The sequence below is a fragment of the Acidovorax sp. MR-S7 genome (genome assembly GCF_000400995.2).
GTDB lineage: Bacteria > Pseudomonadota > Gammaproteobacteria > Burkholderiales > Burkholderiaceae_C > MR-S7.
Genome location: NZ_DF238901.1, coordinates 17,701 through 43,380 on the forward strand (window position 1 = coordinate 17,701; position 25,680 = coordinate 43,380).

Consider the following 25,680-nt stretch of genomic DNA (forward strand, 5'->3'; position numbering starts at 1 on the left):
TTCATCCCTCGCTCTCGCTGTGCGGGGCGTCCGTGGTGAGGCGCGCGGGCACGATGACCGAGAACACGGAGCCCCGGCCCAGCTCGCTTTGCGCCTCCACCGACCCGCCCAGCAGGGTGGCGAGCTGGCGCGACAGCGCCAGGCCCAGGCCGGTGCCGCGCAGGCGCTTCTGAATGGGAGAGTCCACCTGCGAGAAGTCGTTGAACAGCCGGGGCAGGTACTCGGGCGCAATGCCCACGCCCGTGTCGGTGACGGAGAAGCGGATCATCCCCTGTCCCTCGGTGCGGGCCGAGACGCGCACCTCGCCGTGGGGCGTGAACTTGACGGCGTTGGAGATGTAGTTGCGCAGGATCTGCGAGAGCTTGCGGTCGTCGGTGTACAGGCGCGGGATGCCCTCGGGCTCCTCGAAAACGAGGTTGAGCGCGTGGTTGTTGAGGATGGGCTTGAACATGCCGCGCAGCGCGGCGAACAGGTCCATCATCTCGAACCATTCGGGCGAGATTTCCAGCCGGCCGGCCTCGATCTTGGCCAGGTCCAGCAGGTCGTTGACCATTTCGGAAAACTCCTCGCAGGTGCCGGCGATGAAGCGCACCTGGCGTTCCTGCTCGGGGGTGAGCGGGCCGTCCACGCGGTCCAGCAGCAGCCGCGTGATGCTCAGCGTGGCGCCGATGGGCGTGCGGAACTCGTGGCTCATGTACGACAGGAACCGGCTCTTGAGCTGGGTGGCGCGGCGCAGCTCCTCGGCCTGGGCGTCCAGCTCCGCATAGAGGGCCACCACGCCGCGGTTGGTTTCCTCGACCTCGGCGCGCAGCGCCTCCACTTCGAGCCGCAGGGCCTCGGCCTCGGCCCGGCTCGCGCGCAGTTGCGCCTGGGTGTCTTCAGTCAAAGGCTTCTCCCGGTTGCAGGACGAGCACGGTGGCATCGTCGCGTCCGCGGCCGTGCCGCCAGGCGATGGAGGCGGCCAGCAGGGCCGGGTCGCGCGGCAGCAGGGCGGCGAAGTCCTCGCTCCGCCAGCGCGTGGCCACGCCATCGGTGCAGACCACGGCCACGGCATGTGCCGGCAGCGGCTGTACGGAAGACTCGGCCTTGAGGCGCATCTGCAGGCCCGCCGTGCCGTGCGGCGTGGTCAGGGTGCTGTCGGCGGTGCCCGAGACCAGCCGCCCCAGGATGTTGCCCGCGCCTGTCCAGCACACGCTGTCGGGCGCGGTCAGATGGGCGGCGAACACGGCGGCCCCGCGCGTGGTGCGCAGCGCCGCGTGCAGCTGCGGCAGCAGGGCGTCGGGGCGGGCGAAGGGCTGCTCCAGGAATACGTCCACCGCCGCGCAGGCCGCCACGGCCGCCAGCGGCCCGTGGCCCAGCCCGTCGGCCACGAGCAGCGACAGGCGCCCCTCGTCCAGCGCGGCGGCCCAGCCGTCGCCGCACACCGTCTCGCCGGGAGCGCACAGGCTCACGGCGCCCAGCTGGGCGGCGGGCCGCCGGGGCGTGCGGGCAGGAGGCAGGCGCACCCGCGCCACGCAGACCGTGCCCTCGGGCGAGGAGGCCAGGTCGAAGTCGTCGGCCAGCCGGCGCAGCGCGCCCAGGCCCGTGCCGGGTGAGCCGGTCCCGGTAGAGTGGCCGTCCTGCATCGCGCGCGGCAGGTCGGCGATGCCCGGCCCCCTGTCCAGGGCCAGCACCTCCACTTCCTGCAGCCCGTCCTTGACGGCGATCCACAGCGCGCCGTCCACGGCGTGGCGCATCAGGTTGGTGCCCAGTTCGGTCACGACCAGGGACAGGCGGCCCGCGTCGGCCTCAAGCCAGCCCCAGGGCTCGATCGCCTTGGCGGCAAAGCGCCGGGCCTCGCCGACGCGGCTCGCGTCGGTGACGGGAAAGGCGTGGTGGCACCAGCCACGGATCACTTCCACTGGGTGATGCTCACGCGGGTGCCCTTGCCGGGGGCGGAATCGACCACGAAGTCGTGGACCAGCCGCTTGCTGCCCGGCAGGCCCAGGCCCATGCCCGCGCCGGAGGTCCAGCCGTCGGTCATGGCCAGCTTGAGGTCGGCGATGCCCGGCCCCTCGTCCTCGAAGTGCAGCGCCAGGCCTGCACGGCCGTCGCGCGCGAGCAGCTCCCAGCGCATGCGCCCGCCGCCGCCGTGGATCAGGGTGTTGCGCGACAGCTCGCTGGCGGCGGTGATCATCTTGGTCTGCTCCACCAGCGACAGCTTGATCTGCTGGCACAGCTGGCGCACGGTCTGGCGGGTAAGCACCACGTGCTGCTCGGTCGTGAGCGGCATCGTGCCGGTCGGATCAATGGCGGCCAAGGCGGCTCTCCTCCTGCGCGCGGCGCAGCAGGGCCATGCCGCGCTCCACGTCGAGCGCGGTGCGCACGCCGTCGAGCGACAGGCCCAGCTCCACCAGCGTGATCGCCACCGCCGGCTGCATGCCCACCACCACCGTGGCGGCCGACAGGATGCGCGCGATGCCCGAGATGCTGGTGAGCATGCGGCCCACGAAGGAGTCCACGATCTCCAGGGCCGAGATGTCGATCATCACGCCCGTGGCTCCGGTCTTGGCGATGCGGTCGGCCAGGTCCTCCTGCAGCGTGAGCGCGGTCTGGTCCTGCATGTCGAACTGGATGGTGACGAGCAGCGTGTCGCCCATGCGGAGGATGGGGATGCGGTCCATGGTGGCGCCCCGTTCAGTGCTGGCGGCTGAACTGCCAGCCGGTCTTCTGCAGTGCCAGCGCCAGCGCGTCGGCCAGCGTGGCCTTGGTGGCGATGCCCTGCAGGTCGATGCCCAGGTGCACGATGGTCTGCGCGATCTGCGGGCGGATGCCGCTGATGATGCAGTCCGCGCCCATGAGCCGCAGGGCCGTCACCGTCTTGAGCAGGTGCTGCGCCACCAGCGTGTCCACCGTGGGCACGCCGGTGATGTCGATGATAGCCAGCTCCGAGCCCGTCTCCACGATCTTCTGCAGCAGCGTCTCCATCACGATCTGCGTGCGGTGGCTGTCCAGCGTGCCGATGATGGGCAGGGCCAGGATTCCGTCCCAGAGCTTGACAACCGGGGTGGACAGCTCCAGCAGCTCCTCCTGCTGGCGCACGATGATGCTCTCGCGCGCGGCCTGGAAGGTGGAGACGGTGTACTGCGCCATGCTGTCCACCAGCCGCGTCAGCTCCCAGAACAGCGCCGGGAGCTGGACGCTGTCCAGCCTGGCGATGTGCGCCTGCAGCGCGGTGAGCAGCGGCTTCTTGAGCGCCAGCACGAAGACGCTGGTGTCCCCCGCGCTCTGGCCCTGGGCCGCGCGCGAGCGCGACAGGTCCGACAGCACGCCGTGCAGCTCGGACCACTGCGCGTCGGTGAATGCATTCGCGTCGGCGCCGGCGCGCAGCGCCTTGGCCAGGGCGGCCACGATCTGCGCCGCGTCCGCCGAGGCCGTCCGGATGGCCGTGGGATTGCCGGCCTTGGCTTCGGTCAGCCATTCCTGGATCACGGCGGCGGCGTCGTTCTCCAGTGTGCTTACAACAAGATCGGCGATTTGGGTCATGGTGGTGGATCCGGTAGGGGGGAGGGCGAAAAATCATTGTAGGAGAGAAGATCCACGCTGCCGGGCACGCGTCAGGTTGCCGCAAGCCCTTCATGAATAATTATGGATAGCGGACCTGCCACCCATGCCGCAGGCCGAGCCAGAACGCCCAGGAGACACCCCGCCATGAGCACGCAGTACGCCGATTTCCACCGCCGCTCCATCGAGGACCGCGACGGTTTCTGGGCCGAGCAGGCCCGCCTGATCGACTGGCAGGCCCCGCCCGCGCAGATCTGCGACTGGAGCAACCCGCCGTTCGCCAAGTGGTTCGTGGGCGGCACCACCAACCTGTGCCACAACGCCGTGGACCGCCACCTGGCCGCGCGCGCCGGGCAGAACGCGCTGGTGGCCATCTCCACCGAGACGAACACCGAGCGCGCCTACACCTATGGCGAACTGCACGCCGAGGTGCAGCGCATGGCGGCGGTGCTGCAGGCGCTGGGCGTGAAGCAGGGCGACCGCGTGCTGATCTACATGCCCATGATCGCCGAGGCGGCCTTCGCCATGCTGGCGTGCGTGCGCATCGGCGCGATCCACTCGGTGGTGTTCGGCGGGTTCGCCTCGTCGTCGCTCGCCTCGCGCATCGAGGATGCCGAACCCACGGTGATCGTGAGCGCCGACGCGGGTTCGCGCGGCGGAAAGGTGGTGCCCTACAAGCCGCTGCTGGACGAGGCGATCGAGCTGTCGGCCCACAAGCCCGCCGCCGTGCTGCTGGTGGACCGGGGCCTGGCCCCCGCCGCCATGCGCGCCGGGCGCGACCACGACTGGGCGGCCCTGCGCGCGCGGCACATGGATGCGCAGGTGCCCTGCGCCTGGGTGGAGTCCACCCACCCGAGCTACACGCTCTACACCAGCGGCACCACCGGCAAGCCCAAGGGCGTGCAGCGCGACACGGGCGGCTACACCGTGGCGCTGGCCTCCAGCATGCGCCACATCTTCCAGGCCGACGCGGGCGACACGTATTTCTGCACCAGCGACATCGGCTGGGTGGTGGGCCACAGCTACATCATCTACGCCCCGCTGATCGCGGGCATGACCACCATCCTCTACGAGGGCCTGCCGATCCGGCCCGACGCGGGCATCTGGTGGAGCATCGTCGAGAAGTACCAGGTCACGCACATGTTCTCGGCGCCCACGGCGGTGCGCGTGCTCAAGAAGCAGGACCCCGGGTACCTGAAGAAGCACGACCTCTCCAGCCTCAAGGCGCTGTGGCTGGCCGGCGAGCCGCTGGACGAGCCCACGGCCACGTGGATCAGCGGAGCCCTGGGCGTGCCCATCATCGACAACTACTGGCAGACCGAGACGGGCTGGCCCATCCTCACGCTGTGCAACGGGGTGGAGCAGCAGCCCTCGCGCTTCGGCAGCCCCGGCAAGGCCGTCTACGGCTACAACGTCAAGCTCATCGACGAGTCCACGGGCGAGGAGCTCACCGAGCCCGACCAGAAGGGCGTGGTCGCCATCGAGGGGCCGCTGCCTCCCGGCTGCCTGCAGACCGTTTGGCGCAACGACGAGCGCTTCGTGAACACCTACTGGAAGAGCATTCCCGGCCGGCTGATCTACAGCACCTTCGACTGGGGCATCCGCGACGAGGGCGGCTACTACTTCATCCTGGGCCGCACCGACGACGTGATCAACGTCGCGGGCCACCGCCTGGGCACGCGCGAGATCGAGGAGTGCATCTCCGGCCACCCGAACATCGCCGAGGTGGCGGTGGTGGGCGTGGCCGACCAGCTCAAGGGCCAGGTGGCCATGGCCTTCGCCGTGCCGCGCGATGCATCGGGCCTGGTGGACGATGCGGCGCGCCTGCAGTTCGAGGGCGAGGTGATGAAGCAGGTGGACGGCCAGCTCGGCGCCGTGGCCCGGCCGGCGCGCGTGCTGTTCGTCACCGCGTTGCCCAAGACGCGCAGCGGCAAGCTGCTGCGCCGCGCGCTGCAGGCCGTGGCCGAGCGGCGCGACCCGGGCGACCTGACCACCATGGAAGACCCGGCGGCGCTGCAGCAGATCAAGGAACTGGTCGGCTGATCTGCTGCCGTTTCAATAGCATCTTGCGCTTGCTGCACAAGCGCTGGGGGCTGTTTTCATGCATATTCCCGCCAGGCCCCGGGCGCGTGCCACGCGGCCGCCCAGGCGGCGAATTCCTCGGCCGGCATGGGCCGCGCGATGCAGTAGCCCTGCGCCAGCGTGCAGCCCATCTGCAGCAGCATCTGCCCCTGCTCCACGGTCTCCACCCCCTCGGCCACGATCTGGTAGCCGAAGGAGCGCGCCAGGCCGATCACCCCCTGCACGATGGCCCGGTCGCCGGGGTCGGTGGTCATGCCGGCCACGAAGCTGCGGTCGAGCTTGAGGTGGTCCATCGGCAGGCGGCGCAGGTAGGCCAGCGATGAATAGCCGGTGCCGAAGTCGTCGAACGAGATGCTCATGCCCAGCGCGCGCAGGCGCGTGAGCTCGTAGGCCACGTGGTCCATGTCGTAGAGCGCCGCGCTTTCGGTGAGCTCCATGTTCAGCAGGTAGGCCGGCACGCCGGGCCGCAGCGCCAGGCGCGAGGCCATCCAGTCGGCGAAGCCGCTGCGGCGCAGGTGCTCGGGCGTGATGTTGATGCTCACGGGCACGGCCAGGCCCTGGCCCATGAGCCCGGCCACGATGGCCAGCGCCGTGTCCACCACCCATTCGCCGAACAGGGCCTGCAGCTCCGCATGGCCTTCGATGAGGTGCAGGAACTGCGCCGGCGCGAGCACGCCGCGCTCGGGGTGGTGCCAGCGCGCCAGGGCCTCGGCGCCGACCACCGTGCCGCGCCGCATGTCCACCTTGGGCTGCAGGTACAGCCGCAGCTCGCCGCGCTCCAGCGCGGCGGCGAGCTGGGCGCTCTGCTCGCGCTGGGCCTGCAGGGCGCGCTCCTGCACGGCGTCGAAGGCGTGGAAGCGGTTGCGGCCGGCCTGCTTGGCGGCGTACATGGCCTGGTCGGCGTGGCGCAGCAGGGTGTCGGTGTCGGCGCCGTCCTCGGGGTAGACCGTGTAGCCGATGCTGGCCGTGATGAGCACGCGCTCGGCGTCCAGGGTGTAGGGCGCGGACACGCCGTCCATCACCATGCGCAGGTGCTGCTCGCATTCGGCGGGCGAGGCCAGGCCGGGCAGCAGGATCACGAACTCGTCCCCGCCCAGGCGGGCCACGCAGTCGCAGGAGCGCAGGGAGCGCTTGAGCCGCTCGGCCACGATCACCAGCAGCCGGTCGCCCGCCGCGTGGCCCAGCCGGTCGTTGACGGGCTTGAAGCCGTCCAGGTCGAGATAGGCCACGCCGAGCTGCTGGCCGCGCGGGTGGCACTGCTCCATGGCCTCGCGCAGGCGGCGCTCCAGCAGCACGCGGTTGGGCAGGCCGGTGAGCGCGTCGTAGTGGGCCATGCGCTCGAGCTGCTGCTCCTGCGTGCGCTCGCTGGTCACGTCGATGGACATGCCCACCATGCGCGCGGGCCGGCCGTTGGCATCGTGCGCCACGATCTTGCCCAGGCTGCGGATCCAGCGGTTGCCGCCCTGGGGCAGCAGGATGCGGCAGGTGACGTCGAAAGGCGCGGCCTGCTGCGCGATGTGGCGCTGCAGCGCCTGGGTGACGGCGTCGATGTCCTCGGGCGCGATGCCCGAGGTCCAGGGCACGGGCGGGGAAGCGCCATGCACGGGCTCGGGCAGGCCGTTCATGGCGCGCCAGCGCGCGTCGCCCGTGATCCCGCCGCCGTGCAGGTCCCAGTCCCACAGGCCCAGCGCCGCGGCGGCGATGGTGAGCGACAGCAGCTCCTCGCGCTCGCGCACGTGCTGCTCGGCCTGTTTGCGCTCGGTGATGTCGTGCAGCGCGAACAGCCAGCAGGCCTCGCCGTTCACGTCGACCGGGCTCATGGACTGCAGCACGGTGCGCTTCTCGCCGCTGCGCGTGGTCAGGTCCACCTCGTAGCTCACGAGCTGGCCCTGCCGCACGGCGGCTTCCAGCAGCTTGGCGCGCGCCTGGGCCTCGTAGATGCCCAGCCCCACGACGGTGTTGCCCAGCGCCTCGTCGCGCGTGAAGCCCAGGGCCTGCTCCCACGCGGGGTTGACGTCGAGGTAGACGCCGTCCTCGCGCCGGGAAAAGCCCAGCGGGTAGGGCATGACCTTGAAGATGAGCGCCAGCCGCTCCTCGGAGGAGCGCAGCCGCTCCAGGGCGCGGCGCCACTCGTCGATGTCCTGCAGGATGCCGCGGATGCGCACCACGCGGCCCGCCTCCACCACGGGCTCGCCGTGCACGCGCACCCAGATCGGGCGCCCGTCGGTGCGCAGGATCTCGATTTCGAGGTTCCACACCGCATGGTCCCGCAGGCAGCGGCGCATGGCGTCGCCCATGGCCTCGCGCCAGGCGGGCGTGACGAACTCGTGCAGGTAGTCGCGCGGCAGCGGGTGGCCGGGCGAGAGCCCGTGGATGTCGAAGCACACGTCCGACCAGTAGGTGATGCCCAGCCCCGGCATCTCCTCCCACACGCCCAGGCGCGCCATGCGGCCGGCCTGGCGCAGCAGGCTGTTGGCCGCCAGCAGCTCGTCGCGCACGCGCTGCTCCTGCGTCATGTCGTGGAAGACGAAGACCAGGCAGTCTTCCTCGGCGATGCGCGCGGTGCGGGCGGACATGAGGCCGGGAATGTCCTCGCCGCCGCGCTGCGCCGTCATCGGCAGGCCGCGCACCTCGCCCTGCTTGCGCAGGGCCTCCAGCAGGCGGTCGCGCTCGCCCGCATGCGGCCAGACGCCCAGCTCCAGCGAGGTGCGGCTCAGCGTCTCGGCGCGGGTGCGGCCGAGCAGGCGCTCGAAGGCGGGGTTGATGTCCAGGTAGGCGCCGTCGCTCAGGCGGGTGATGCCGGCGGCGTCGGGCAGCGTCTGGTACACGGTCGTGTACTTCGCCTCGGAGGCGCGCATGGCCTCGCGCATCTCGTAGTGCTCGGTGACGTCCAGGTCCATGCCCGCGAGCAGCAGCACGCGGCCCTGGGCATCGCGTTTCACGGCGCGCCCGCGGGAGATCAGCCAGCGCCAGCGGCCCTGCTCGTCGCGCAGGCGGAATTCCGCGTGATGCATCTCCTCGTGCCCGTCCAGCACGCGGCGCAGGTAGGGCCGCAGCCGGGCGCGGTCGTCGGGGTGGCAGCGCTCGTGCCAGCGGCGGCCGGCGTCCAGGTCGCTCACCGTGTAGGGGGGCGAGAGTTCGCTGTCGTCCGGGCAGCCTTCCATGCCGAAGGTGCGGTAGAAGCGCCCGTAATACGAGAACTGGCGCCGGCGGATGTCCCACTCCCAGCGCCCGCCGCCGGAGGCGCGGATGGCGCGCAGCAGGTCTTCCTCGCGCTGGCGCAGCGTGCGCAGCGACTGCGCGCGGCTGCGCAGCAGCTCGGCGCCGCCGCACAGCACGATGGTGCCCATCACGTAGCGCCAAGGCGTGGCGTGCAGCAGCATGTCGCCCAGCGAGGCCGCCAGGCCGGGGTCGGTGTTGACCCACGGCAGCAGCGCCGGAGGCAGCGTGAAGGCCAGGCCGGCCACCGCCGCCCACACCGCCAGGTGCCCGCGCTGGCGCGCGAGCCGCCAGGCCAGGCCCAGCGCCGTGGTGGCGCAGGCCAGGCCCAGGCCGGTGGCCCAGTCGGGCGTGTCCGCCAGCCACTGGCTGCCCAGCGAGGCGGCCGCAGCCAGCACCCCGGCGCAGGGGCCGAGCAGGAACGCCGCCGAAGCCACCAGCGTGGGATGCATGTGCCGCACGCCCTCGGCATAGGCGGGCAGGCCCTGCAGCGCAACCAGTACCGAGGCCAGGCCGCAGGCCAGGCCCATCGCACCGCGCTGCAGGCGCGTCGGCGCCAGCAGCACCTGCTGCGGCAGCGCGGCCAGGGCGGCGATCAGGGCCAGGTGCACCAGCCCGGTGACGAGCACCTCGTCCGTCATGCGGTGGTGTCCGGCGTGCCGGTTCGGCCTGTGGAGGGCGGGAAAAGCGCTACCGCCGGTGGCATGGAAGGCGACGGCACGGGGGCGGCGAAACTCGACATGTGTCAGAGTGTATTTCGCTCCGGGCGGGTCTCCGGTGGCGGCATACCCTGGGTGTTGGTTTGGCGCTCCGTGGTCAGCCGGCGCGGGGGCGTGGTCCCACCAAGCCGGTGGAGAGCATGGTGCCGCAGACGATCACCGCGCCGCAGCCCAGCATCCACGGCGTCACGGCCTCGCCCAGGAACACCGCGCCGTAGAACACCGCGAAGACCGGCGCCAGGAAGGTCACGGCCAGCGCCCGGCTCGGGCCCGCGCGGGCAATGAGGCGGAAGTACAGGATGTAGGCGATGCCCGTGCACAGCACGGCGATGGCGACGACGGCGGCCCAGGCGCGCGGCCCCGGCATCTGGGCGGGCCAGTACAGCAGCGTGGGCAGCGCCAGCCCGAGCGCCGCGCCGAGCTGGCTGCCCGTGGCCGTCGCCAGCGGCGGAATGCCCGTGAGGTAGCGCCGCGCGTAGCTGGCCGCCACGGCATAGCAGGTGGAGGCCAGCAGGCATGCGGCGATGGCCCAGCCGGCATGGCTGGTCTTGAAGCCTGTGCCCGCCGGCGCGCGCCAGGCCAGCAGCGCCACACCGACGAAGCCCAGCGCCAGCCCGAGCCAGCGCAGGCGATTGATGCGGTCGCCCAGCCACACCCAGGCCACCAGCGCGCCGAACAGCGGCACCGTGGCGTTGAGAATGGAGGTGAGCCCGGTGGCGATGTGCATCACGGCCCAGGCGAACAGCGCGAAGGGAATAGCCGAGTTGATCACCCCGGCCAGCAGCACCGGCCGCCAGTGGCGCCGCAGCGCGGGCCATTCGCCGCGCTGCAGCAGGATGGGCCAGAGGAACAGCGTGGCCAGGGTCACCCGCAGCCCGGCCATGGGCAACGGGCCGAACTCGGACGCGCCCAGGCGCATGAACAGGAACGAGGCGCCCCAGAGAGCGGCGAGCAGGACGAATTCGCCCACCCAGGGGGCAGGGCGGGCGCAGGTGGAAGCGGTCATATCAGTTTTTCGCTGTGCGTTGCGCGGCCTGCGGCGCAGGAAACTGGCGCGCGCCAGGCCAGGGCCGCCGTGCAAGGGCCTGAGCCGGCCGCACCGCCCCGCCGCGCTGGCTGCGTCCCCCTGCCCGCAGCGCGCAGCGCTGCGAGAGCGGGGGGAAGGCGCGAAGCGCCTCAGGGAGGTGTTTCACTTCAGCACGCCTTCCAGCTGCAGCAGCGCCGTCTTGCGCGGCAGGCCGCCGGCATAGCCGGTGAGCGCGCCGCCGCCGCCCAGCACCCGGTGGCAGGGCACGGCCACGCTGATGGGGTTGCGCCCCACGGCGGCCCCCACGGCGCGCACCGCGGCCGGGTTGCCGAGCTGGCGGGCCAGCGCGCCGTAGGTGGTGCTGCCGCCGCGCGGGATGGCCAGCAGCGCCTGCCAGACGGCTTGCTGGAAGGGCGTGCCGCCCGCCAGGCACAGCGGCAGGTCAAACCGGGTGCGCGTGCCCTGCAGGTACTCGCGCACCTGCTGCGCGGCGGCGCGCAGCACGGGGTGCGTGGCGTCTTCGGGCCAGGCATGGGCGCCGTCGAGCTGCGCCGGCAGGTGGCGCTGGCCGTCGAACCACAGCCCCACCAGGCCCTGGGCGCAGGCGGCCAGGCGGACGTCGCCCAGGACGGTGGGGGTGCGGGCTTGCACCGTATCGGGAGGGAAGTGCATGGTGGAACCTCTATTAGAAGCGAAATCGGCCGTTGGCGCAGGCGGGGCAAGCGCAAGCAGCTACGGATTGGATAGCGCGGCCCAGGCCCGGATCACGCCGTAGCTGCGCCATGGGCGCCAGGCCTGCGCCGCCTCCAGCGCGGCGCGCGCGGGCTGCGGCGCGCCGCGCACGCCCAGGGCCTTGTGCAGCGCCACGTCGCCGGCGGGAAAGGCGTCGGGCCAGCGCAGCGCGCGCATGGCGATGTACTGGGCCGTCCAGTCGCCGATGCCGGGGAGCTGGCGCAGCGCGGCCGTGGTGGCCTCCACGTCGCTGCCCGCGTGCAGCGCGATGCGGCCGTCCAGCACGGCCCGCGCCAGCGCCACGATGGCCGCCTGCCGCTGGCGCACGATGCCCAGTTGCCCCAGCGCATCGCCCTCGGCGGCGGCCAGGGTGGCGGGCGCAGGGAACAGCAGGCGCAGCCCGGGCCAGGGCGTGGCGATGGGCTCGCCGAAGCGCTCCAGCAGCCGCTGCACCAGCGTGCGCGCGGCGGCCACCGTGATCTGCTGGCCCAGCACGGCGCGCACGGCCAGCTCGAACCCGTCGAAGCAGCCCGGCACGCGCAGCCCGTCGCCCAGGGGGAAGGCCGGGTGCAGCACGGCGTTGATGGCGGCCGGGTCGGCATCCAGGTCCAGCAGGGCGCGCACACGGGCGATCACCTGGGGCAGGGTGGGCAGCAGGCTGTCGCTGGCGGTGAGCGCGACGCGGGGGCCGGGCTGATCTTTGCGGTCGAACCGGGCATCGATCCAGCCCGTGTACTGCACGTCGCCCACGGCCAGCCGCACCGTGCGGCGCAGGCCCTGCGGGTCCACGCTTTCCATGCCGTGGATCTGGCGCGTGGCCAGAAAGCCCAGCAGCGCCGCCGCGTCGTACGGCGGGCGCAGCCCCAGGTGCACGGGGCGGGCCGCGCCCGGGTGCGCGCCGCCCTCGCGGCGCAGCTGTGTGGGGTTGAGCCCGTAGTGCGTGCTGAAGGCCGCATTGAAGCGCCGCACGCTGGCGAAGCCGCTGGCCAGCGCCACCTGGGTGACGGGCAGGCGCGTGTCGGTCAGCAACTGCTTGGCCGCCAGCAGCCGGCGCGTCTGCAGGTATTGCAGCGGCGACACGCCCAGGGCCGCCTCGAAGATGCGGCGCAGGTGCCGGTCGCTCACGCCCAGGCGGTGGGCCAACTGCGCCACCAGGGCGCCGCCGCCGTCGGTGCTCCAGGCCTCGGGCGCATCCAGCAGGCGCAGTGCCTGGCGCACGAGGATGCCTGAGGCGTCCTGCACCGACCACGCCAGTGCTTGCGGCGCCAGCTCGGGCCGGCAGCGCAGGCAGGGCCGGAAGCCCGCGCTCTCGGCCTGCGCGGCGAGCGTGAAGAAGCGGCAGTTCTCGCGCCGCGGCGTGCGCACGGCGCAGACCGGGCGGCAGTAGATGCCGGTGGAGGTCACGCCCGTGAAGAAGCGCCCGTCGAACCGCGCGTCGCGCGCCTTCAGCGCGAGGTAGCGGGCGTCGTCATCGTCGGCAGGCAAGTGGGCGGGCATGGGGCGCATGATAGGTCGTGCCCGGGGCGGAGCTGGCCGTTTTCGGACATGCGCTTCCACCGTCGCCTTCAGACTTTGACCCTTGGCTTCGTGGCAGTGCACGCGGTTGGTGCATTCTCCCGCGATGGAAAAGACGCAGAAACAAAAGATGCTTGCCGGCGAGCTGTACGACGCTGGCGACGCCGAGATCCAAGCCGACCTGGTGTCGGCGTGTGCATGGATGGTCAAGTACAACGCGTCGCTTGGCGCGGCCGTGCAGGATCGCCTCAGCCTTCTTCGAGAGCGGCTGGCCCGCGTCGGCGACGGCGCGGTGGTTCGTCCGCCCTTCCATTGCGACTATGGCTTCAACATCAGCCTTGGCTCCGGGGTGTTCCTGAACTACAAATGCGTCATCCTCGACGTCGTCGGGGTCAGCATCGGGGACAAGACCCAGATAGGGCCAGGCGTTCAGATTCTCACGGCGGATCATCCGCGTGACTCGGCTTCGCGCGAGGCGGGGCTCGAGTTCGGTCGCCCGGTTCGCATCGGCCGGAACGTGTGGATTGGTGGCGGCGCGCTCATTCTTCCGGGGGTGACCATTGGAGATGACGCGGTGATTGGCGCTGGCAGCGTAGTCACCCGTGACGTCGGCGCCGGCCAAACTGTCGTCGGCAATCCGGCCAAGCCGCGGCCTGCGCGCCCGCAAGCATCGCGGGGCGGCCAAAGCCGGAACTAGCTCACTAACTCCATCCGATAAGCCAGCGCGATGAACAGCGACTGCGCCAGGCACAGCGTGCCCGTGAGCGAGCGGAAGCCGAAGGTGGCGCTGTCCTGCGCGATCAGCGTGACGCTGGCGCGTGTGGCCAGCGGCGAGAGCGGGCTGTCGGTCAGCGCGATCAGGCGCGCGCCGCGCGCGATGGCGGCATCGGCCAGCTCCAGCGTCTCGCGCGCATAGGGGTCGAACGACACGGCCACGATCACGTCGCCCGGCGCCATGGCGCGCAGCTCGCCCATCTGCATCGCGCCCAGGCCGTGCAGCCAGTGCACGGGCTTGGCCGTGTGCTGCAGCGCATAGGCCAGGTAGGCGCCCACGGGAAAGGCCCGCCGCGCGGCCGCGAGCCAGAGCGCGGGCGCGGCCGCGAGCAGATCCACCGCCGCGTCGATGGGCGCATCGGCCAGCCCGGCCTGCAGCGCCTGCAGGCTGGCGAGGCTGCCTTCGACCACCTCGTGCGCGATCTGCGCGCCGGGCAGCGGCCCCACGCCCGCGTCGATCAGGCTGCGGATGCGGTCCTGGTAGTCGCGCTGCGGCGCGAGCTGGCGCGCCGCCCCGGCGCGAAACAGCGTCTGGAGCTGCGTGTAGCCATGGAAGCCGAAGTGCTTGGCGAAGCGCACCACGGCCGAGGGCTGCACGCCGCAATCCTGCGCCACCTCCTGAATGCCCTGCAGCGCGATGTGCGCGCCGCTGTGCTCCACGTGGCGCGCGATGGCCTGCAGCTGGCGGCTGAGGCGGGGGTACTGGGCGCGCAGGTCGGCCAGGAAGGCATCCGCGCTGGCATAGGCGGCGTCCGTGGTTGGATGGTTTTTTCTGTTTTCCATTGAATTGGAAAAATATTTCTATTTAAGGCTATGATCGGCCCATTATCTGGCGCTGCCTCGCTTCCAAGACCATGCCCACCACGCTGAACTTTCCCCTGGGCCGCACGCACGACGTGGCCTGCCTCGGCCGCTTGGCCGTGGATCTCTACGCACAGCAGATCGGCTGCAGCCTGGAGGACGCGACGAGCTTCTCCAAATACCTGGGAGGCTCGTCGGCCAACATCGCCTTCGGCACCGCGCGCCTGGGCCTGCGCTCGGCCATGGTCTCGCGCGTGGGTGACGAGCAGAACGGCCGCTTCCTGCTGAACACGCTGAAGAATGAAGGCTGCGACGTGAGCCAGGTGCAGATCGACCCGCAGCGCCTCACCGGCATGGTGCTGCTGGGCATCAAGGACCAGGACACCTTCCCGCTGCTGTTCGCCCGCGAGAACTGCGCCGACATGGCGCTGGACGCCGCCGCGATCAGCGAAGACTTCATCGCCGGCTGCCGCAGCCTGCTCATCACCGGCACCCACCTGAGCACCCCCACGGTGCTGGCCGCCAGCCGCCGCGCGCTGGAACTGGCGGGCAGGCACGGCGCGGTGCGCGTGCTCGACATCGACTACCGCCCCGTGCTCTGGGGCCTGACGGGCAAGGGCGACGGCGAGACGCGCTACGTGGGCAGCGATGCGGTCAGCCGCCACCTGCAGGCGCAGTTGCCGCTCTTCGAGCTGATCATCGGCACCGAGGAGGAATGGCTGATCGTGGGCGGCGAGGGCGAGCTGATGGCCGCGCTGCGCCGTGCGCGCCAGCACACGCGGGCGGTGTTCGTTGTCAAGCGCGGCGCGCTGGGCTGCAGCGTCATCGAAGGCGACGTGCCCGCGCGCATCAACGACGCGCTCACCGTGCTGGGCGAGCGCATCGAGGTGCTCAACGTGCTCGGCGCGGGCGATGCCTTCGCGTCCGGCCTGCTCCATGGGCTGCTGACCGGCAAGGGCTGGGAGGAATCGGCGCGCATCGCCAACGCCTGCGGCGCCATCGTCGTCTCGCGCCACGGCTGCGCCCCCGCCATGCCCACGCAGGCCGAACTGGCGCACTGGTTCACCAGCGAGCGCCACGTGCGCCCGGACCAGGACGCCGACCTGGCCCACCTGCACCGCGTGAGCGTGCCGCGCCGCCAGTGGCCCGAGCTGTACGTGCTGGCCTACGACCACCGCTCGCAGTTCGAGGACATGGCGCGCGAGGCTGGCGCCGACGCGGCGCGCATCCCCGCGCTCAAGAAGCTCATCAATGGCGTGGTGGCCGACCTTGAAAGTTCCGACGCCAGCGTGCGCGGCAAGCTCGGCGTGCTGATCGACGGGCGCCTGGGCGAGGCCGCGCTGCACGACGCCACGGGGCGCGGCTGGTGGCTGGGCCGGCCCGTCGAGCGGCCGGGCTCGCGCCCCCTGCGCTTCGACGGCACGCATTCGCTGGCCTCGCAGCTCGCGCACTGGCCGCGCGAGCAGGTCGTGAAATGCCTGGTCTTCTACCACCCTGATGACCCCGAGGCGCTGCGCGCCGAGCAGGAGGAATGGCTGCAGCAGGTGTGGGAGGCCACGCGCGCCAGCGGCCATGAGCTGCTGCTCGAAGTGATCCCGCCGCGCGAGATGGCCGGCGACCACGGCGAAGCCACGGTGCGCGCGATCCGCCGCTTCTACGACCTCGGTTTCCGCCCCGAGTGGTGGAAGGTGGGCGTGATGGCCGCGCAGCACTGGCAGGCGCTCGACGCGCTGGTGGCCGAGCGCGACCCGTACTGCCGCGGCGCGGTGATCCTGGGCCTGTCGCAGCCGCTCGACCAGCTCGTGGCGGGCTTCGCCGAGGCGCGCGGCAGCCGCATCGTGCGCGGTTTCATGATCGGCCGCAGCGTCTGGGCCGAAGCGAGCCGTGAATGGCTCGCGGGGCGCATCGGCGATGCCGAGCTCCAGGCCCGCGTGGCGGCCAACTTCCGCCAGCTCATCGAGGGCTGGCGCGCCGCCCGGCAGACACAACCACAGAAGGAGACCGCATGACGATCAGCCCGCTCCTGGTCAAGGCCGCGCGCACCGGGCGCGTGGTGGCCGACATCACTCCCGCATCCGCCGGCTGGCGCCACGTGGGCTTCCGCGCGCTGCGCCTGGGGGCAGGGGAGGAGGAAGCATTCGACCTGCCCGCGAACCGCGAGCTGTGCATCACTCTCCTCACCGGCCAGGCCGACGTGCAGGTGGACGGCGCCCTGTACACCGCCCTGGGCGGCCGCGCCTCGGTGTTCGACGACGCCGCGCCCGCCGCCGTCTACGTGCCACCGGGGCGGCGCGTACGCATCGCGGCGCGCGGCGCGGCCGAGGTAGCCCTCTCTACCGCGCCCGCCGAAGGCCGACTGCCCCCGCGCGTGATCGAACCTGGCCAGATGAAGCGCAGCGTGCGCGGGCAGGGCAGCAACACGCGCTACGTGTGCGACATCCTGCCCGAGGGCGAACCGGCCGAAGGCCTGCTCGTCGTCGAGGTGGTCACGCCCGCGGGCCATTCGTCGAGCTATCCGCCGCACAAGCACGACACGGCGCGCGAAGGAGAGACGTCGCTGGAGGAAACCTACTACCACATGCTGCGGCCCGAGCAGGGCTTCGCCTTCCAGCGCGTCTACACCGACGACCGCAGCCTGGACGAATCCATGGCCGTGGAGCACCGCGACACCGTGCTGGTGCCGCGCGGCTACCACCCCTGCGTGGTGCCGCACGCCTACGACCTGTACTACCTCAACACCATGGCCGGCCCGCAGCGCCGCTGGGCGTTCTGGAACGACCCGCAGCACGCCTGGATGCTCGAAGCGCGCTGACCTCATTGCTACTTTATTAATAGCTGCCAGCGCTTGTCCATCAAGCGCTGGAGGCCAAAAACATCCCAAATCCACCTGAAGGAGACACAAAGCCATGAAACGCAAGACCTTTTGCCTGATCGCCGCCGCGCTGCTGGCCGGCAGCATGGGCGCGCACGCCCAGAGCCCTTACCCCAGCCAGCCCGTGAAGTGGATCGTGCCCTACGCGCCCGGTGGCACCACCGACGTGATCGCGCGCAACCTCGCCACCCGCATGGGGCAGGACATGGGCCAGCCCGTGATCGTGGACAACAAGCCCGGCGCGGCCAGCATCATCGGCGCCACCTTCATCGCCCGCTCGCAGCCCGACGGCTACACCGTGGGCACGGCCGATTCCGGCACGCTGGCGTTCAACCCGGCGATGTACGCCACGCTGACCTACGACGCGGCCAAGGACTTCACCTACATCGGCGGCCTGGGCAAGATGCCGCTGGTGCTGGCCGTGGCGCCGAACTTCCCGGCCAAGAACATGCAGGAGCTGCTGGCGCTGGTGAAGAAGTCGCCGGGCAGCATCTCCAGCGCGTCGTCCGGCCCCGGCTCGCCGCTGCACGTGGCGCTGGAGCTGTTCAAGCAACGCACGGGCACCGACATGATGCACGTGCCCTACAAGGGCTCGGCCCCCGCGCTGCAGGATCTGATGGCGGGCCAGGTGCAGACCATGTTCGTCGACCTGCCGCCGAGCCTGTCGATGATCAAGAGCGGCAAGATCCGCGTGCTGGCCGTCGCCACGCCGCAGCGCCTGTCCATCCTGCCCGACGTGCCGACGATGGCCGAGGCCGGCGTGCCCGGCTTCGAGGCCTATGCGTGGCAGGGCTTCGTGGGGCCGGCCAAGCTGCCCGAGGCGGTGGTGGGCAAGCTCAGCGCGCGCCTGGTGGCCGCGCTCAAGCACCCGGAAATGCGCGCCAGGCTGGAGGAGCTGGGCATCCAGCCGATGCCCATGACGCCCGCCGAGTTCACCGATTTCGTGCGGTCGGAGCAGAAGCTCTGGAGCGGCGTGATCAAGGCCGCGAACATCCGCCTGGACTGATCCGGCACACCGGCCCGGGCGGGGAGGGCGGCCTACAATGACCGGCTCCTTCCCACTCCCACCACAGGCAGGCCCGTGCAGCTCTCCCCCTCGATTTTCAAAGCCTACGACATCCGCGGCATCGTCCCGAGCACCCTGAACGAATCCGTGGCCCTGGGGCTCGGGCGCGCGTTCGGCACGGCCGCGCGGGCCGAAGGGCAGACCGTGGTGGCCGTGGGCCGCGACGGGCGCCTGTCGGGCCCGGGCCTCGCGGCCGCGCTGATCCAGGGGCTGGTGGACAGCGGCGTCGAGGTCATCGACATCGGCATGTGCACCACGCCCATGCTGTACTTCGCGGCGGCCACGCTGTGCCAGAGCGGCATCCAGATCACGGGCAGCCACAACCCCAAGGACTACAACGGCTTCAAGATGGTGCTGGCCGGCCGCGCCATCTACGGCGAGGAAATCCAGCGGCTGCGCCGCACGATGGAGGGGGAGTCCTGGCAGCTCGCGCCCGCAGGCAGCGTGCGCCAGGCCGACGTGCTGTCCTCCTACGTGCAGCGCATCGTGGGCGATGTGAAGCTCGCGCGGCCCATGAAGATCGTGGTGGACTGCGGCAACGGCGTGGCGGGCGCTTCGGCGCCGGGCATCTTCCGGGCGCTGGGCTGCGAGGTGATCGAGCTCTTTTCCGAGGTGGACGGCAACTTCCCCAACCACCACCCCGACCCCAGCAAGCCCGAGAACCTGCGCGACCTGATCGCCAAGCTGCAGAGCACCGACGCCGAGCTGGGCCTGGCCTTCGACGGCGACGGCGACCGCTTGGGGATCGTCACCAAGGACGGCCAGAACATCTTCCCCGACCGCCAGATGATGCTGTTCGCGCAGGACGTGCTCTCGCGCGTGCCGGGCGGCACCATCCTGTTCGACGTGAAGTGCACGCAGCGCCTCGCGCCCGCCATCCAGCAGGCGGGCGGCCAGCCCCTCATGTACAAGACGGGCCACTCGCTCATCAAGGCGCGCATGAAGGAGGTGAACTCGCCCCTGGGCGGCGAGATGAGCGGCCACATCTTCTTCAAGGAGCGCTGGTACGGCTTCGACGACGGCACCTACGCGGGCTGCCGCCTGCTGGAGATCCTGAGCCGCGGCAGCGACCCCAGCAGCGTGCTCAACGCGCTGCCCACGAGCCATTCCACCCCCGAACTCAACGTGCAGTGCGCCGAGGGCGAGCCGCACCAGCTCACGGCCGAGCTGCAGGCGCTGGCCGGCGAGGCCTTCGCCGCGCCCGCGCAGGTCAGCACCATCGACGGGCTGCGCGTGGACTGGCCCGACGGCTTCGGCCTGATCCGCGCGAGCAACACCACGCCCGTGCTGGTGCTGCGCTTCGAGGGCCACACCGACGCGGCGCTGCACCGCATCGAGGCCGCCATGCTCGCGCTGCTGGAGCGCGTGAAGCCCGGCGCCCAGGTGGGCAGCGCCGCGCATTGACGGCGGCGCCATGCAGCGCATCGCCCTGTGGCTCTACAGCCTGGTCACCTGGCTGGCCACGCCGCTGCTGCTGCGCAAGCTGCGCCGCCGTGCACGCACCGAATCCGGCTACGGCGTCGCGGTGGGCGAGCGCCTGGGGCGCTATCCGCGCTCCATGGACAGCGTGGTGCCGCTGGCCAGCCGCGACCCGGCCGAGCGCTTCGTCTGGATCCACGCCGTCTCGCTGGGCGAGACGCGCGCCGCGGCCATCCTGCTGAAGGAGCTGCGCGCGCTGCTGCCCGGCATGCGCCTGCTGCTCACGCACGGCACGGCCACGGGCCGCGCCGAGGGCGCCAAGCTGCTGCTGCCCGGCGACGTGCAGGTGTGGCAGCCATGGGACACGCCCCGCGCGGTGCGGCGCTTCCTGCGGCTGCTGCGCCCGTCCATCGGCATCCTCATGGAAACCGAGGTCTGGCCCAACCTCGCGGCGGGCTGCCGCGCGCAGGGCGTGCCGCTGGTGCTGGCCAATGCCCGGCTCAACGAGAAATCGCGTGCCGGGGCGCTGCGGCTGTCGTGGCTTTCGCGCCCGGCCTATGCGGGCCTGGCGGCCGTCTGGGCCCAGACCGAGGGCGACGCCCAGCGGCTGCGCGACGTGGGCGCGCGGGTGGACGGCGTGTTCGGCAACCTGAAGTTCGACGTGGTGCCGGACGCCGCGCAGCGCGCGCAGGGCCGTGCCTGGCGCGACGCCGACCCGCGCCCCGTGGTGCTGCTGGCCAGCAGCCGCGAGGGCGAGGAGGCGATGTGGCTGGAGGCCTTGAAGCAAAAATGGCCTCCAGCGCTTGCCGGGCAAGCGCAAGCAGCTATTGAATCAGGAGCGAACATGCCCGTGCAGTGGCTGCTCGTGCCGCGCCACCCGCAGCGCTTCGACGAGGTGCAGCGCCTGTGCGAAGACGCAGGCCTGCGCGTGTCGCGGCGCAGCCAGTGGGTGGGCGCGCCGGGCGAGGCCGATGTGTGGCTGGGCGACTCGCTGGGCGAAATGGCCCTCTACTATGGCCTGGCCCACGTGGCGGTCCTGGGCGGCAGCTTCGCGCCGCTGGGCGGGCAGAACCTCATCGAGGCCGCGGCGTGCGGCTGCCCCGTGGTCATGGGGCCGCACACCTTCAATTTCGCCGAGGCCGCGCGCCTGGCCGAGGAGGCCGGCGCGGCCCAGCGCGTGGCGGACATGGCCGGGGCGGTGGCTGCCGCCTGCGCCCTGGCGCAGGACCCGCAGCAGCGCGCGCGCCTGGCCGCGCTCTGCGAGACTTTCACCGAGAGCCACCGCGGCGCGGCCCTGTCCACCGCCATGGCCGTGGCCGGCCTGCTGCGCTCGGCCGACTGACGCAGCGCAAGGCCGCCGCGCGGCACATCGCCAAACCCCGGGCGATGGCAGAGAATCCGCACATCATGATGGACAAACACTACCTGACGCCCCTGTTCGCGCCCACCTCGATCATCGTGCTGGCTGGACGCGCGGACGCGCCCGAGACGCTCACGCCGCAAGCCCGCGCGCTGCACCAGGCGCTGCGCGCGCAGCGCTACACGGGCACGCTCACCTTCATGGACATCCAGACCAGCGGCACGCTGGCCGACCTAGCGCAGACCCGCGCGGACCTGGCGCTGATCGCCTTGCCCGCGCAGGACGTGGCCGCTGCGCTGGAGGTGGCCGGTCGCATCAACTGCCGCACGGCCGTGGTGCTCTCCAGCGGCATCGGCGCGGCGCAGGCCGAGCAGTGGCGCAAGATCGCGCGGCGCGAGGGCATGCACCTGCTGGGCCCCAACTCGCTGGGCATCCAGCGCCCTGCGCTGCAGCTCAACGCCAGCGCCACCGGGCCGCTGGCGCGCGAGGGGTCGCTGGCGCTGGTGTGCCAGTCGGGCGCGCTCACCGCCTCCATCCTCGACTGGGCCAGCAACAACGCCGTGGGCTTCTCCAGCGTGGTCTCGCTCGGGCCGCACACCGACCTGGGCTTAAGCGAGGCGCTGGACTTCCTGGCCAACGACCCGCGCACGCAGAGCATCGTGGTCTACATGGAGGGCATCCAGAACGCGCGCCGTTTCATGAGCGCACTGCGCTCGGCTGCGTTCGCCAAGCCGGTGGTGGTGCTCAAGGCCGGCCGCAAGCCGGCGGGCAACGAGGCGGCGCAGACGCACAGCAGCGCCATCGTGGGCAGCGACGACGTGTTCGACGCCGCCCTGCGCCGCGCGGGCGCCGTGCGCGTGCGCTCGTTCGTGGAGCTGTTCTCCGCCGCCAAGTGCCTGGCCTCGCGCTACCGCCCCGTGGGCAAGCGCCTGGGCCTGGTGACCAACGGCGGTGGCCCCGGCGTGCTCGCGGCCGACTGGGTGAACGAGATCGGTCTGGAGCTCGGGCGGCTGTCGCCCGAAGCGGCGCAGGCTCTGGCGCCGCAGCTGCCCGCGCTGGCTTCGCTCACGGACCTGATGGACCTGTCGGAGGAGGCCGGCCCCGAGCACTACCGCCTGGCGCTGGAGGCCGCGTTCCGCGACCGGCAGATCGACGGGGTGCTGGCCCTGTTCTCGCCCAAGGAGGGCGTGGACGCCTGCGCCGTGGCCGAGGCGCTGGCCCAGGCCAAGCGCCTGGCGACCAAGCCGCTGCTGTCGTGCTGGATGGGCGATGCCTCGGTGGTGCCCGCGCGCGAGATCCTGCGCACCGCGCAGATCCCCAACTTCCGCACGCCCGAGGCGGCGGTAGGCGCGTTCGGCAACATCGCCTCGTTCTACCAGAACCAGCAGCTGCTCCAGCAGACGCCGCCGCCGCTCACCGCCCTGGCCAAGCCCGACATCGAGGGCGCGCGCCTGGTGATCGAGAGCGTGCTGGCCGAGCGCCGCAACGTGCTTACCGAGATGGAATCCAAGACGCTGCTGGCGGCCTTCCACATCCCCGTGACCAAGACGCTGCTGGCACGCAGCGCCCACGAGGCGATGATGATCGGCACGCAGCTCGGCTTTCCGGTAGCGCTCAAGATCGATTCGCCCGACGTGGCCCACAAGTCCGACGTGGGCGGCGTGGCGCTCAACGTGCAGGGCGGCGCCGCGGCGCGCGACACGTATACCGACATGGTGCAGCGCGTGGCGCGCTTGCAGCCGGATGCGCGCATCAACGGCGTGACGGTGCAGAAGATGGCGCGCGCGCGGCGCGGGCGCGAGATCTGCATCGGCCTGGTGACGGACGAGCCCTTCGGCCCCGTCATCACCTTCGGCGCCGGCGGCACCATGATCGAGCTCATCAACGACCGCGCCATGGAGCTGCCGCCGCTCAACCAGTTCCTGGCGCGCCGCCTGATCGACCGCTCGCGCGTGGCCGAGACCCTGGGCGAATGGCGCGGCGCCGGCGCCGCACACCGCGAGGCGCTGGAGCAGGTGCTGCTGCGCGTGTCCGAAATGGTCTGCGCGTTGCCGCAGCTGCGCGAGATGGACATCAACCCCATCATCGTCGACGAGCTGAGCGCCGTGGCCGTGGATGCGCGCATCGTCATCAGCGACACCGCGCCGGGGGCCAGCGGCGGGCGGGGCGACGGGCCCGGCGGCCTGGGGCTGGCGCACTACGGGCACCTGGCCATCCTGCCGTACCCCGCGCGCTATGAGCAGATCTGGCCGCTGCGCGGCGGCGGCGAATACCTGGTGCGCCCCATCCGCCCCGACGACGCGCAGATGGTGCAGCGCCTGGTCAAGGAGCTCTCGCCCGAGAGCCGATACTTCCGCTTCGTCTCGCAGCTCGCGGAGCTGCCGCCTTCGATGCTGGCGCGCTTCACCCTCATCGACTACGACCGCGAGATGGCCCTGGTGGCCGTGCACCGCGAGCGCGTGGTTCATGACGATGGCGAGGTCAGCCACAAGGAGCGCATCGTCGGCGTCTCGCGCTACGTGACCAACCCCGACCATGCGAGCTGCGAATTCGCACTGCTCGTGGCCGACGACTTCGCCGGCCGCGGCCTGGGCTCGCGTCTCATGCTCAGCATCATGGACGTGGCGCGCGAGCGCGGCCTGGCCGAGATCCAGGGCCTGGTGCTGGCCAACAACCCCAACATGCTCAAGCTGATGCGGCGGCTGGGCTTCGAGGTGCGCGCGTTCGAGGAAGACCCGGAGTTCCGGCTGGTGGTGCACCAGCTCTGAGCGCTAGGTGTTCCGGGCGGCCTGCCCCAGCAGCAGTGCCGGGCGGGCATGGCGCCTGCCGTTCAGCAGCGCGCCCACGGCGGTGTAGCGCACCAGCAGGTGGTAGCTGGCCAGGCTGAGGAGCGAGGTGGCCGCGATGTTGATGCCGATCTTCGCCCCGGCGGGCCATTCCAGCCCGAACAGCAGCGCGCCGAAGCCGATGGTCATGGGCATGTGCACCAGGTAGACCCAGTAGGAGCTGTCGGCCAGGTAGCCCAGCCAGGCGCTGCGCCGGGGCACGTGCGCCAGGAAGCCGCCGATGAGCGCCAGGCTCCAGCACCAGGCTGTGGCGTTGTAGGCCAGGGCCACGCCCAGGCGCAGCGCCTCGGGCAGGCCTTGGGCACCGCGCGGCCGGGCCTCGAACAGCGCGCCCGTGGCGAAGAACAGCGCCAGGCCCGCCCCGGCGTACCAGGGCCAGCGCCGCACGTAGTGCGCCAGCAGCGCTTCGCGGTGCGCGTACAGGGCCAGCCCGAAGCCGTAGAACAGGCCGTTGTGCAGCCATTCGGTCCAGGGGGGCATGAAGGCGCCGTTGGGCTGCAGCAGTCCGTCGGGGTAGAGCATGCCGGCGCCCGCCAGCGGCAGGGTCAGCAGCGCCAGGCCCCAGGGCGTGCGGCCGAGCCGCGCCATGGCCCGGCCCAGCCAGTGCGGGACGGCGGGCGTGAGGCGCGCCAGCGCGGCGTGGGCCAGGGCCGTGGCCAGGCTGAGCCACAGCAGCATCCACAGAAACCACATGTGCATGGTGGAAAGCCCGGCGGGCGTGCTGGGCGCGGTCTGCATCAGCGCCGGGTCCAGGCCCCAGGTGCCGCGGGCCATGCGGTGCATGAAGGCCAGGGCCAGCACGCTGCAGAGCGCGAAGAGGGGCGGCCAGAACAGCGCGAACGGCAACGCCAGGCGCTGCAGGCGGTTGCGCACCATGGCGCGCGTGCCGCGCCGCTCGATCATCAGGGCCACGAAAAAGCCCGCCAGGATGAAGAACACTGGCATGCGGAAGGCGTGGATGAAGGCCAGCAGCAGGTCGGCCACCGGGGTGGTCCGGTTGTCGCGCCAGGGCAGGGGCGAGGGGCCGGCGAGGTGGATCACCGCCACGTGCAGCACGATGCCCAGCCACATCATGGCGGCGCGCAGGTTGTCCAGGGCATGCAGTCGCTCGGGGCTGCGCGGGGGAGGGGGCATGGTCGGCTTTGTCGGCATGGGGGCCGACTCTAGGGCCTCACGTTGCGTGAGGGTCAAGCGCTATTTGCGGTGGCTGCGGCAGGGCGGCGGCATGGCCGATGAAGGCTCGCACCGCCGGGCTCAACAAGGCGCTGGACTGCAGCAGGGGCTCAGTGGTCCATGCGTGCAGCAGCTTGGCGCGCAGGGCCGGGCGGTTGCCGCAGAGCCGGTCCATGAGGCGGCTCCAGTGCGCCACGGCCGCGTGCGTCGCGGGGCTGGCGAGGGCTTCGCCACGGGCCAGCAGAGCGGCCACTTCGTCCTCCAGCGCTTGCCAGTGCGCCAGCGGCACAAAACCGAACAGCCCCATTTCGGCGCGTGTGAAGTGCCGCTCCAGCGCCTGCATGCGCAGGGCGATGGCCTGCTCCACGAAGGCCATCATGGCGCGAGGGTGTGCAGAAATTTGTGTAAACGGACAATCCACCGCCGGCGCAAGCCGGCCTGTCCGTAAGCACAATGAACACCAAGAAACACGACGTACCCGAAGAACTGCTGTCTGGCCTGCTGGCTAACTACAAGAAGCCTGAAGACCTCA

At 71.5% G+C, this 25,680-nt stretch carries 20 protein-coding genes; 8 read left to right on the forward strand and 12 right to left on the reverse strand.

Features of this window, described 5'->3' with window-relative positions; translation table 11 throughout:
* Position 1 precedes the first annotated feature (1 nt).
* From AVS7_RS05055 to AVS7_RS05075, 5 genes are read right to left on the reverse strand one after another with little or no spacing between them, the layout of a single operon-like run.
* A complete protein-coding gene (locus AVS7_RS05055) occupies positions 2-886 on the reverse strand; it encodes a sensor histidine kinase KdpD (RefSeq protein ID WP_020227335.1) in 885 nt (294 codons plus the stop codon).
* On the reverse strand, positions 879-1,901 hold the full coding sequence (locus AVS7_RS05060) for an ATP-binding protein (protein WP_020227336.1): 1,023 nt from the start codon (positions 1,899-1,901) through the stop codon (positions 879-881). The genes AVS7_RS05055 and AVS7_RS05060 overlap by 8 nt, the downstream gene beginning before the upstream one ends.
* A complete protein-coding gene (locus AVS7_RS05065; protein WP_034690036.1) occupies positions 1,892-2,272 on the reverse strand; it encodes an anti-sigma regulatory factor in 381 nt (126 codons plus the stop codon). The genes AVS7_RS05060 and AVS7_RS05065 overlap by 10 nt, the downstream gene beginning before the upstream one ends.
* A gap of 13 nt (positions 2,273-2,285) precedes the next feature.
* On the reverse strand, positions 2,286-2,663 hold the full coding sequence (locus tag AVS7_RS05070; protein WP_020227338.1) for an STAS domain-containing protein: 378 nt from the start codon (positions 2,661-2,663) through the stop codon (positions 2,286-2,288).
* A gap of 13 nt (positions 2,664-2,676) precedes the next feature.
* Entirely contained in the window at positions 2,677-3,525 is an 849-nt protein-coding gene (locus tag AVS7_RS05075; protein ID WP_020227339.1) for an STAS domain-containing protein, read from the reverse strand.
* Between the two features lie 165 nt (positions 3,526-3,690).
* Between AVS7_RS05075 and AVS7_RS05080 the strand changes: the two genes are divergently transcribed.
* A complete protein-coding gene (locus tag AVS7_RS05080) occupies positions 3,691-5,586 on the forward strand; it encodes a propionate--CoA ligase (RefSeq protein ID WP_020227340.1) in 1,896 nt (631 codons plus the stop codon).
* 56 nt (positions 5,587-5,642) lie between these two features.
* Here AVS7_RS05080 and AVS7_RS05085 read toward each other — a convergent pair whose 3' ends face one another.
* From AVS7_RS05085 to AVS7_RS05100, 4 genes are all read right to left on the reverse strand, one after another.
* A complete protein-coding gene (locus AVS7_RS05085; RefSeq protein WP_020227341.1) occupies positions 5,643-9,485 on the reverse strand; it encodes an EAL domain-containing protein in 3,843 nt (1,280 codons plus the stop codon).
* 175 nt (positions 9,486-9,660) lie between these two features.
* Positions 9,661-10,569, reverse strand: a complete 909-nt coding sequence (locus AVS7_RS05090) for a DMT family transporter (protein WP_020227342.1) — start codon at positions 10,567-10,569, stop codon at positions 9,661-9,663.
* Between the two features lie 183 nt (positions 10,570-10,752).
* Positions 10,753-11,262 carry a methylated-DNA--[protein]-cysteine S-methyltransferase gene (locus AVS7_RS05095; RefSeq protein ID WP_020227343.1) on the reverse strand — a complete coding sequence of 170 codons (510 nt, stop codon included), beginning with the start codon at positions 11,260-11,262 and terminating at the stop codon, positions 10,753-10,755.
* 60 nt (positions 11,263-11,322) lie between these two features.
* The gene (locus AVS7_RS05100; protein WP_020227344.1) at positions 11,323-12,819 is read right to left on the reverse strand and encodes a DNA-3-methyladenine glycosylase 2 family protein; all 1,497 of its coding nucleotides are present in this window, start codon (positions 12,817-12,819) and stop codon (positions 11,323-11,325) included.
* Positions 12,820-12,943: 124 nt separating this feature from the next.
* Between AVS7_RS05100 and AVS7_RS05105 the strand changes: the two genes are divergently transcribed.
* Positions 12,944-13,534, forward strand: a complete 591-nt coding sequence (locus AVS7_RS05105; RefSeq protein ID WP_024000975.1) for a sugar O-acetyltransferase — start codon at positions 12,944-12,946, stop codon at positions 13,532-13,534.
* Here AVS7_RS05105 and AVS7_RS05110 read toward each other — a convergent pair.
* On the reverse strand, positions 13,531-14,394 hold the full coding sequence (locus AVS7_RS05110) for a MurR/RpiR family transcriptional regulator (protein WP_020227346.1): 864 nt from the start codon (positions 14,392-14,394) through the stop codon (positions 13,531-13,533). The genes AVS7_RS05105 and AVS7_RS05110 overlap by 4 nt on opposite strands.
* Positions 14,395-14,465: 71 nt before the next feature.
* On the opposite strand from AVS7_RS05110, the gene iolC reads away from it, so the two are divergent.
* The 6 genes from iolC to AVS7_RS05140 all read left to right on the forward strand — a co-directional run bounded on the left by iolC (position 14,466) and on the right by AVS7_RS05140 (position 23,897).
* Complete coding sequence (iolC, locus tag AVS7_RS05115) at positions 14,466-16,421, forward strand: 5-dehydro-2-deoxygluconokinase (protein WP_020227347.1); 1,956 nt, start codon at positions 14,466-14,468, stop codon at positions 16,419-16,421.
* Positions 16,418-17,224 (forward strand): 5-deoxy-glucuronate isomerase, encoded by an 807-nt coding sequence (gene iolB, locus AVS7_RS05120; RefSeq protein WP_020227348.1) that lies wholly within the window; start codon positions 16,418-16,420, stop codon positions 17,222-17,224. The genes iolC and iolB overlap by 4 nt, the downstream gene beginning before the upstream one ends.
* A 94-nt stretch (positions 17,225-17,318) precedes the next feature.
* Positions 17,319-18,290, forward strand: a complete 972-nt coding sequence (locus tag AVS7_RS05125) for a tripartite tricarboxylate transporter substrate binding protein (protein WP_020227349.1) — start codon at positions 17,319-17,321, stop codon at positions 18,288-18,290.
* Between the two features lie 75 nt (positions 18,291-18,365).
* A complete protein-coding gene (locus AVS7_RS05130) occupies positions 18,366-19,754 on the forward strand; it encodes a phosphomannomutase/phosphoglucomutase (RefSeq protein ID WP_020227350.1) in 1,389 nt (462 codons plus the stop codon).
* Positions 19,755-19,764: 10 nt separating this feature from the next.
* A complete protein-coding gene (locus AVS7_RS05135; RefSeq protein ID WP_020227351.1) occupies positions 19,765-21,111 on the forward strand; it encodes a 3-deoxy-D-manno-octulosonic acid transferase in 1,347 nt (448 codons plus the stop codon).
* Between the two features lie 65 nt (positions 21,112-21,176).
* The gene (locus AVS7_RS05140; RefSeq protein WP_024000977.1) at positions 21,177-23,897 is read left to right on the forward strand and encodes a bifunctional acetate--CoA ligase family protein/GNAT family N-acetyltransferase; all 2,721 of its coding nucleotides are present in this window, start codon (positions 21,177-21,179) and stop codon (positions 23,895-23,897) included.
* 3 nt (positions 23,898-23,900) lie between these two features.
* Here AVS7_RS05140 and AVS7_RS05145 read toward each other — a convergent pair whose 3' ends face one another.
* Positions 23,901-25,109 carry an acyltransferase family protein gene (locus AVS7_RS05145; protein WP_020227353.1) on the reverse strand — a complete coding sequence of 403 codons (1,209 nt, stop codon included), beginning with the start codon at positions 25,107-25,109 and terminating at the stop codon, positions 23,901-23,903.
* 37 nt (positions 25,110-25,146) lie between these two features.
* The gene (locus AVS7_RS05150) at positions 25,147-25,527 is read right to left on the reverse strand and encodes a hypothetical protein (RefSeq protein WP_020227354.1); all 381 of its coding nucleotides are present in this window, start codon (positions 25,525-25,527) and stop codon (positions 25,147-25,149) included.
* Positions 25,528-25,680 lie beyond the last annotated feature (153 nt).

Coding starts and splice junctions, on each gene's coding strand:
- AVS7_RS05100 (WP_020227344.1), bottom strand. CDS start 12,819: ATGCCCGCCCACTTGCCTGCCGACGATGACGACGCCCGCTACCTCGCG.
- AVS7_RS05085 (WP_020227341.1), bottom strand. CDS start 9,485: ATGACGGACGAGGTGCTCGTCACCGGGCTGGTGCACCTGGCCCTGATC.
- AVS7_RS05095 (WP_020227343.1), bottom strand. CDS start 11,262: ATGCACTTCCCTCCCGATACGGTGCAAGCCCGCACCCCCACCGTCCTG.
- iolB (WP_020227348.1), top strand. CDS start 16,418: ATGACGATCAGCCCGCTCCTGGTCAAGGCCGCGCGCACCGGGCGCGTG.
- AVS7_RS05090 (WP_020227342.1), bottom strand. CDS start 10,569: ATGACCGCTTCCACCTGCGCCCGCCCTGCCCCCTGGGTGGGCGAATTC.
- AVS7_RS05080 (WP_020227340.1), top strand. CDS start 3,691: ATGAGCACGCAGTACGCCGATTTCCACCGCCGCTCCATCGAGGACCGC.
- AVS7_RS05125 (WP_020227349.1), top strand. CDS start 17,319: ATGAAACGCAAGACCTTTTGCCTGATCGCCGCCGCGCTGCTGGCCGGC.
- AVS7_RS05110 (WP_020227346.1), bottom strand. CDS start 14,394: ATGGAAAACAGAAAAAACCATCCAACCACGGACGCCGCCTATGCCAGC.
- AVS7_RS05065 (WP_034690036.1), bottom strand. CDS start 2,272: ATGCCGCTCACGACCGAGCAGCACGTGGTGCTTACCCGCCAGACCGTG.
- AVS7_RS05150 (WP_020227354.1), bottom strand. CDS start 25,527: ATGATGGCCTTCGTGGAGCAGGCCATCGCCCTGCGCATGCAGGCGCTG.
- AVS7_RS05135 (WP_020227351.1), top strand. CDS start 19,765: ATGCAGCGCATCGCCCTGTGGCTCTACAGCCTGGTCACCTGGCTGGCC.
- AVS7_RS05105 (WP_024000975.1), top strand. CDS start 12,944: ATGGAAAAGACGCAGAAACAAAAGATGCTTGCCGGCGAGCTGTACGAC.
- AVS7_RS05140 (WP_024000977.1), top strand. CDS start 21,177: ATGATGGACAAACACTACCTGACGCCCCTGTTCGCGCCCACCTCGATC.
- AVS7_RS05070 (WP_020227338.1), bottom strand. CDS start 2,663: ATGGACCGCATCCCCATCCTCCGCATGGGCGACACGCTGCTCGTCACC.
- iolC (WP_020227347.1), top strand. CDS start 14,466: ATGCCCACCACGCTGAACTTTCCCCTGGGCCGCACGCACGACGTGGCC.
- AVS7_RS05145 (WP_020227353.1), bottom strand. CDS start 25,109: ATGCCCCCTCCCCCGCGCAGCCCCGAGCGACTGCATGCCCTGGACAAC.
- AVS7_RS05075 (WP_020227339.1), bottom strand. CDS start 3,525: ATGACCCAAATCGCCGATCTTGTTGTAAGCACACTGGAGAACGACGCC.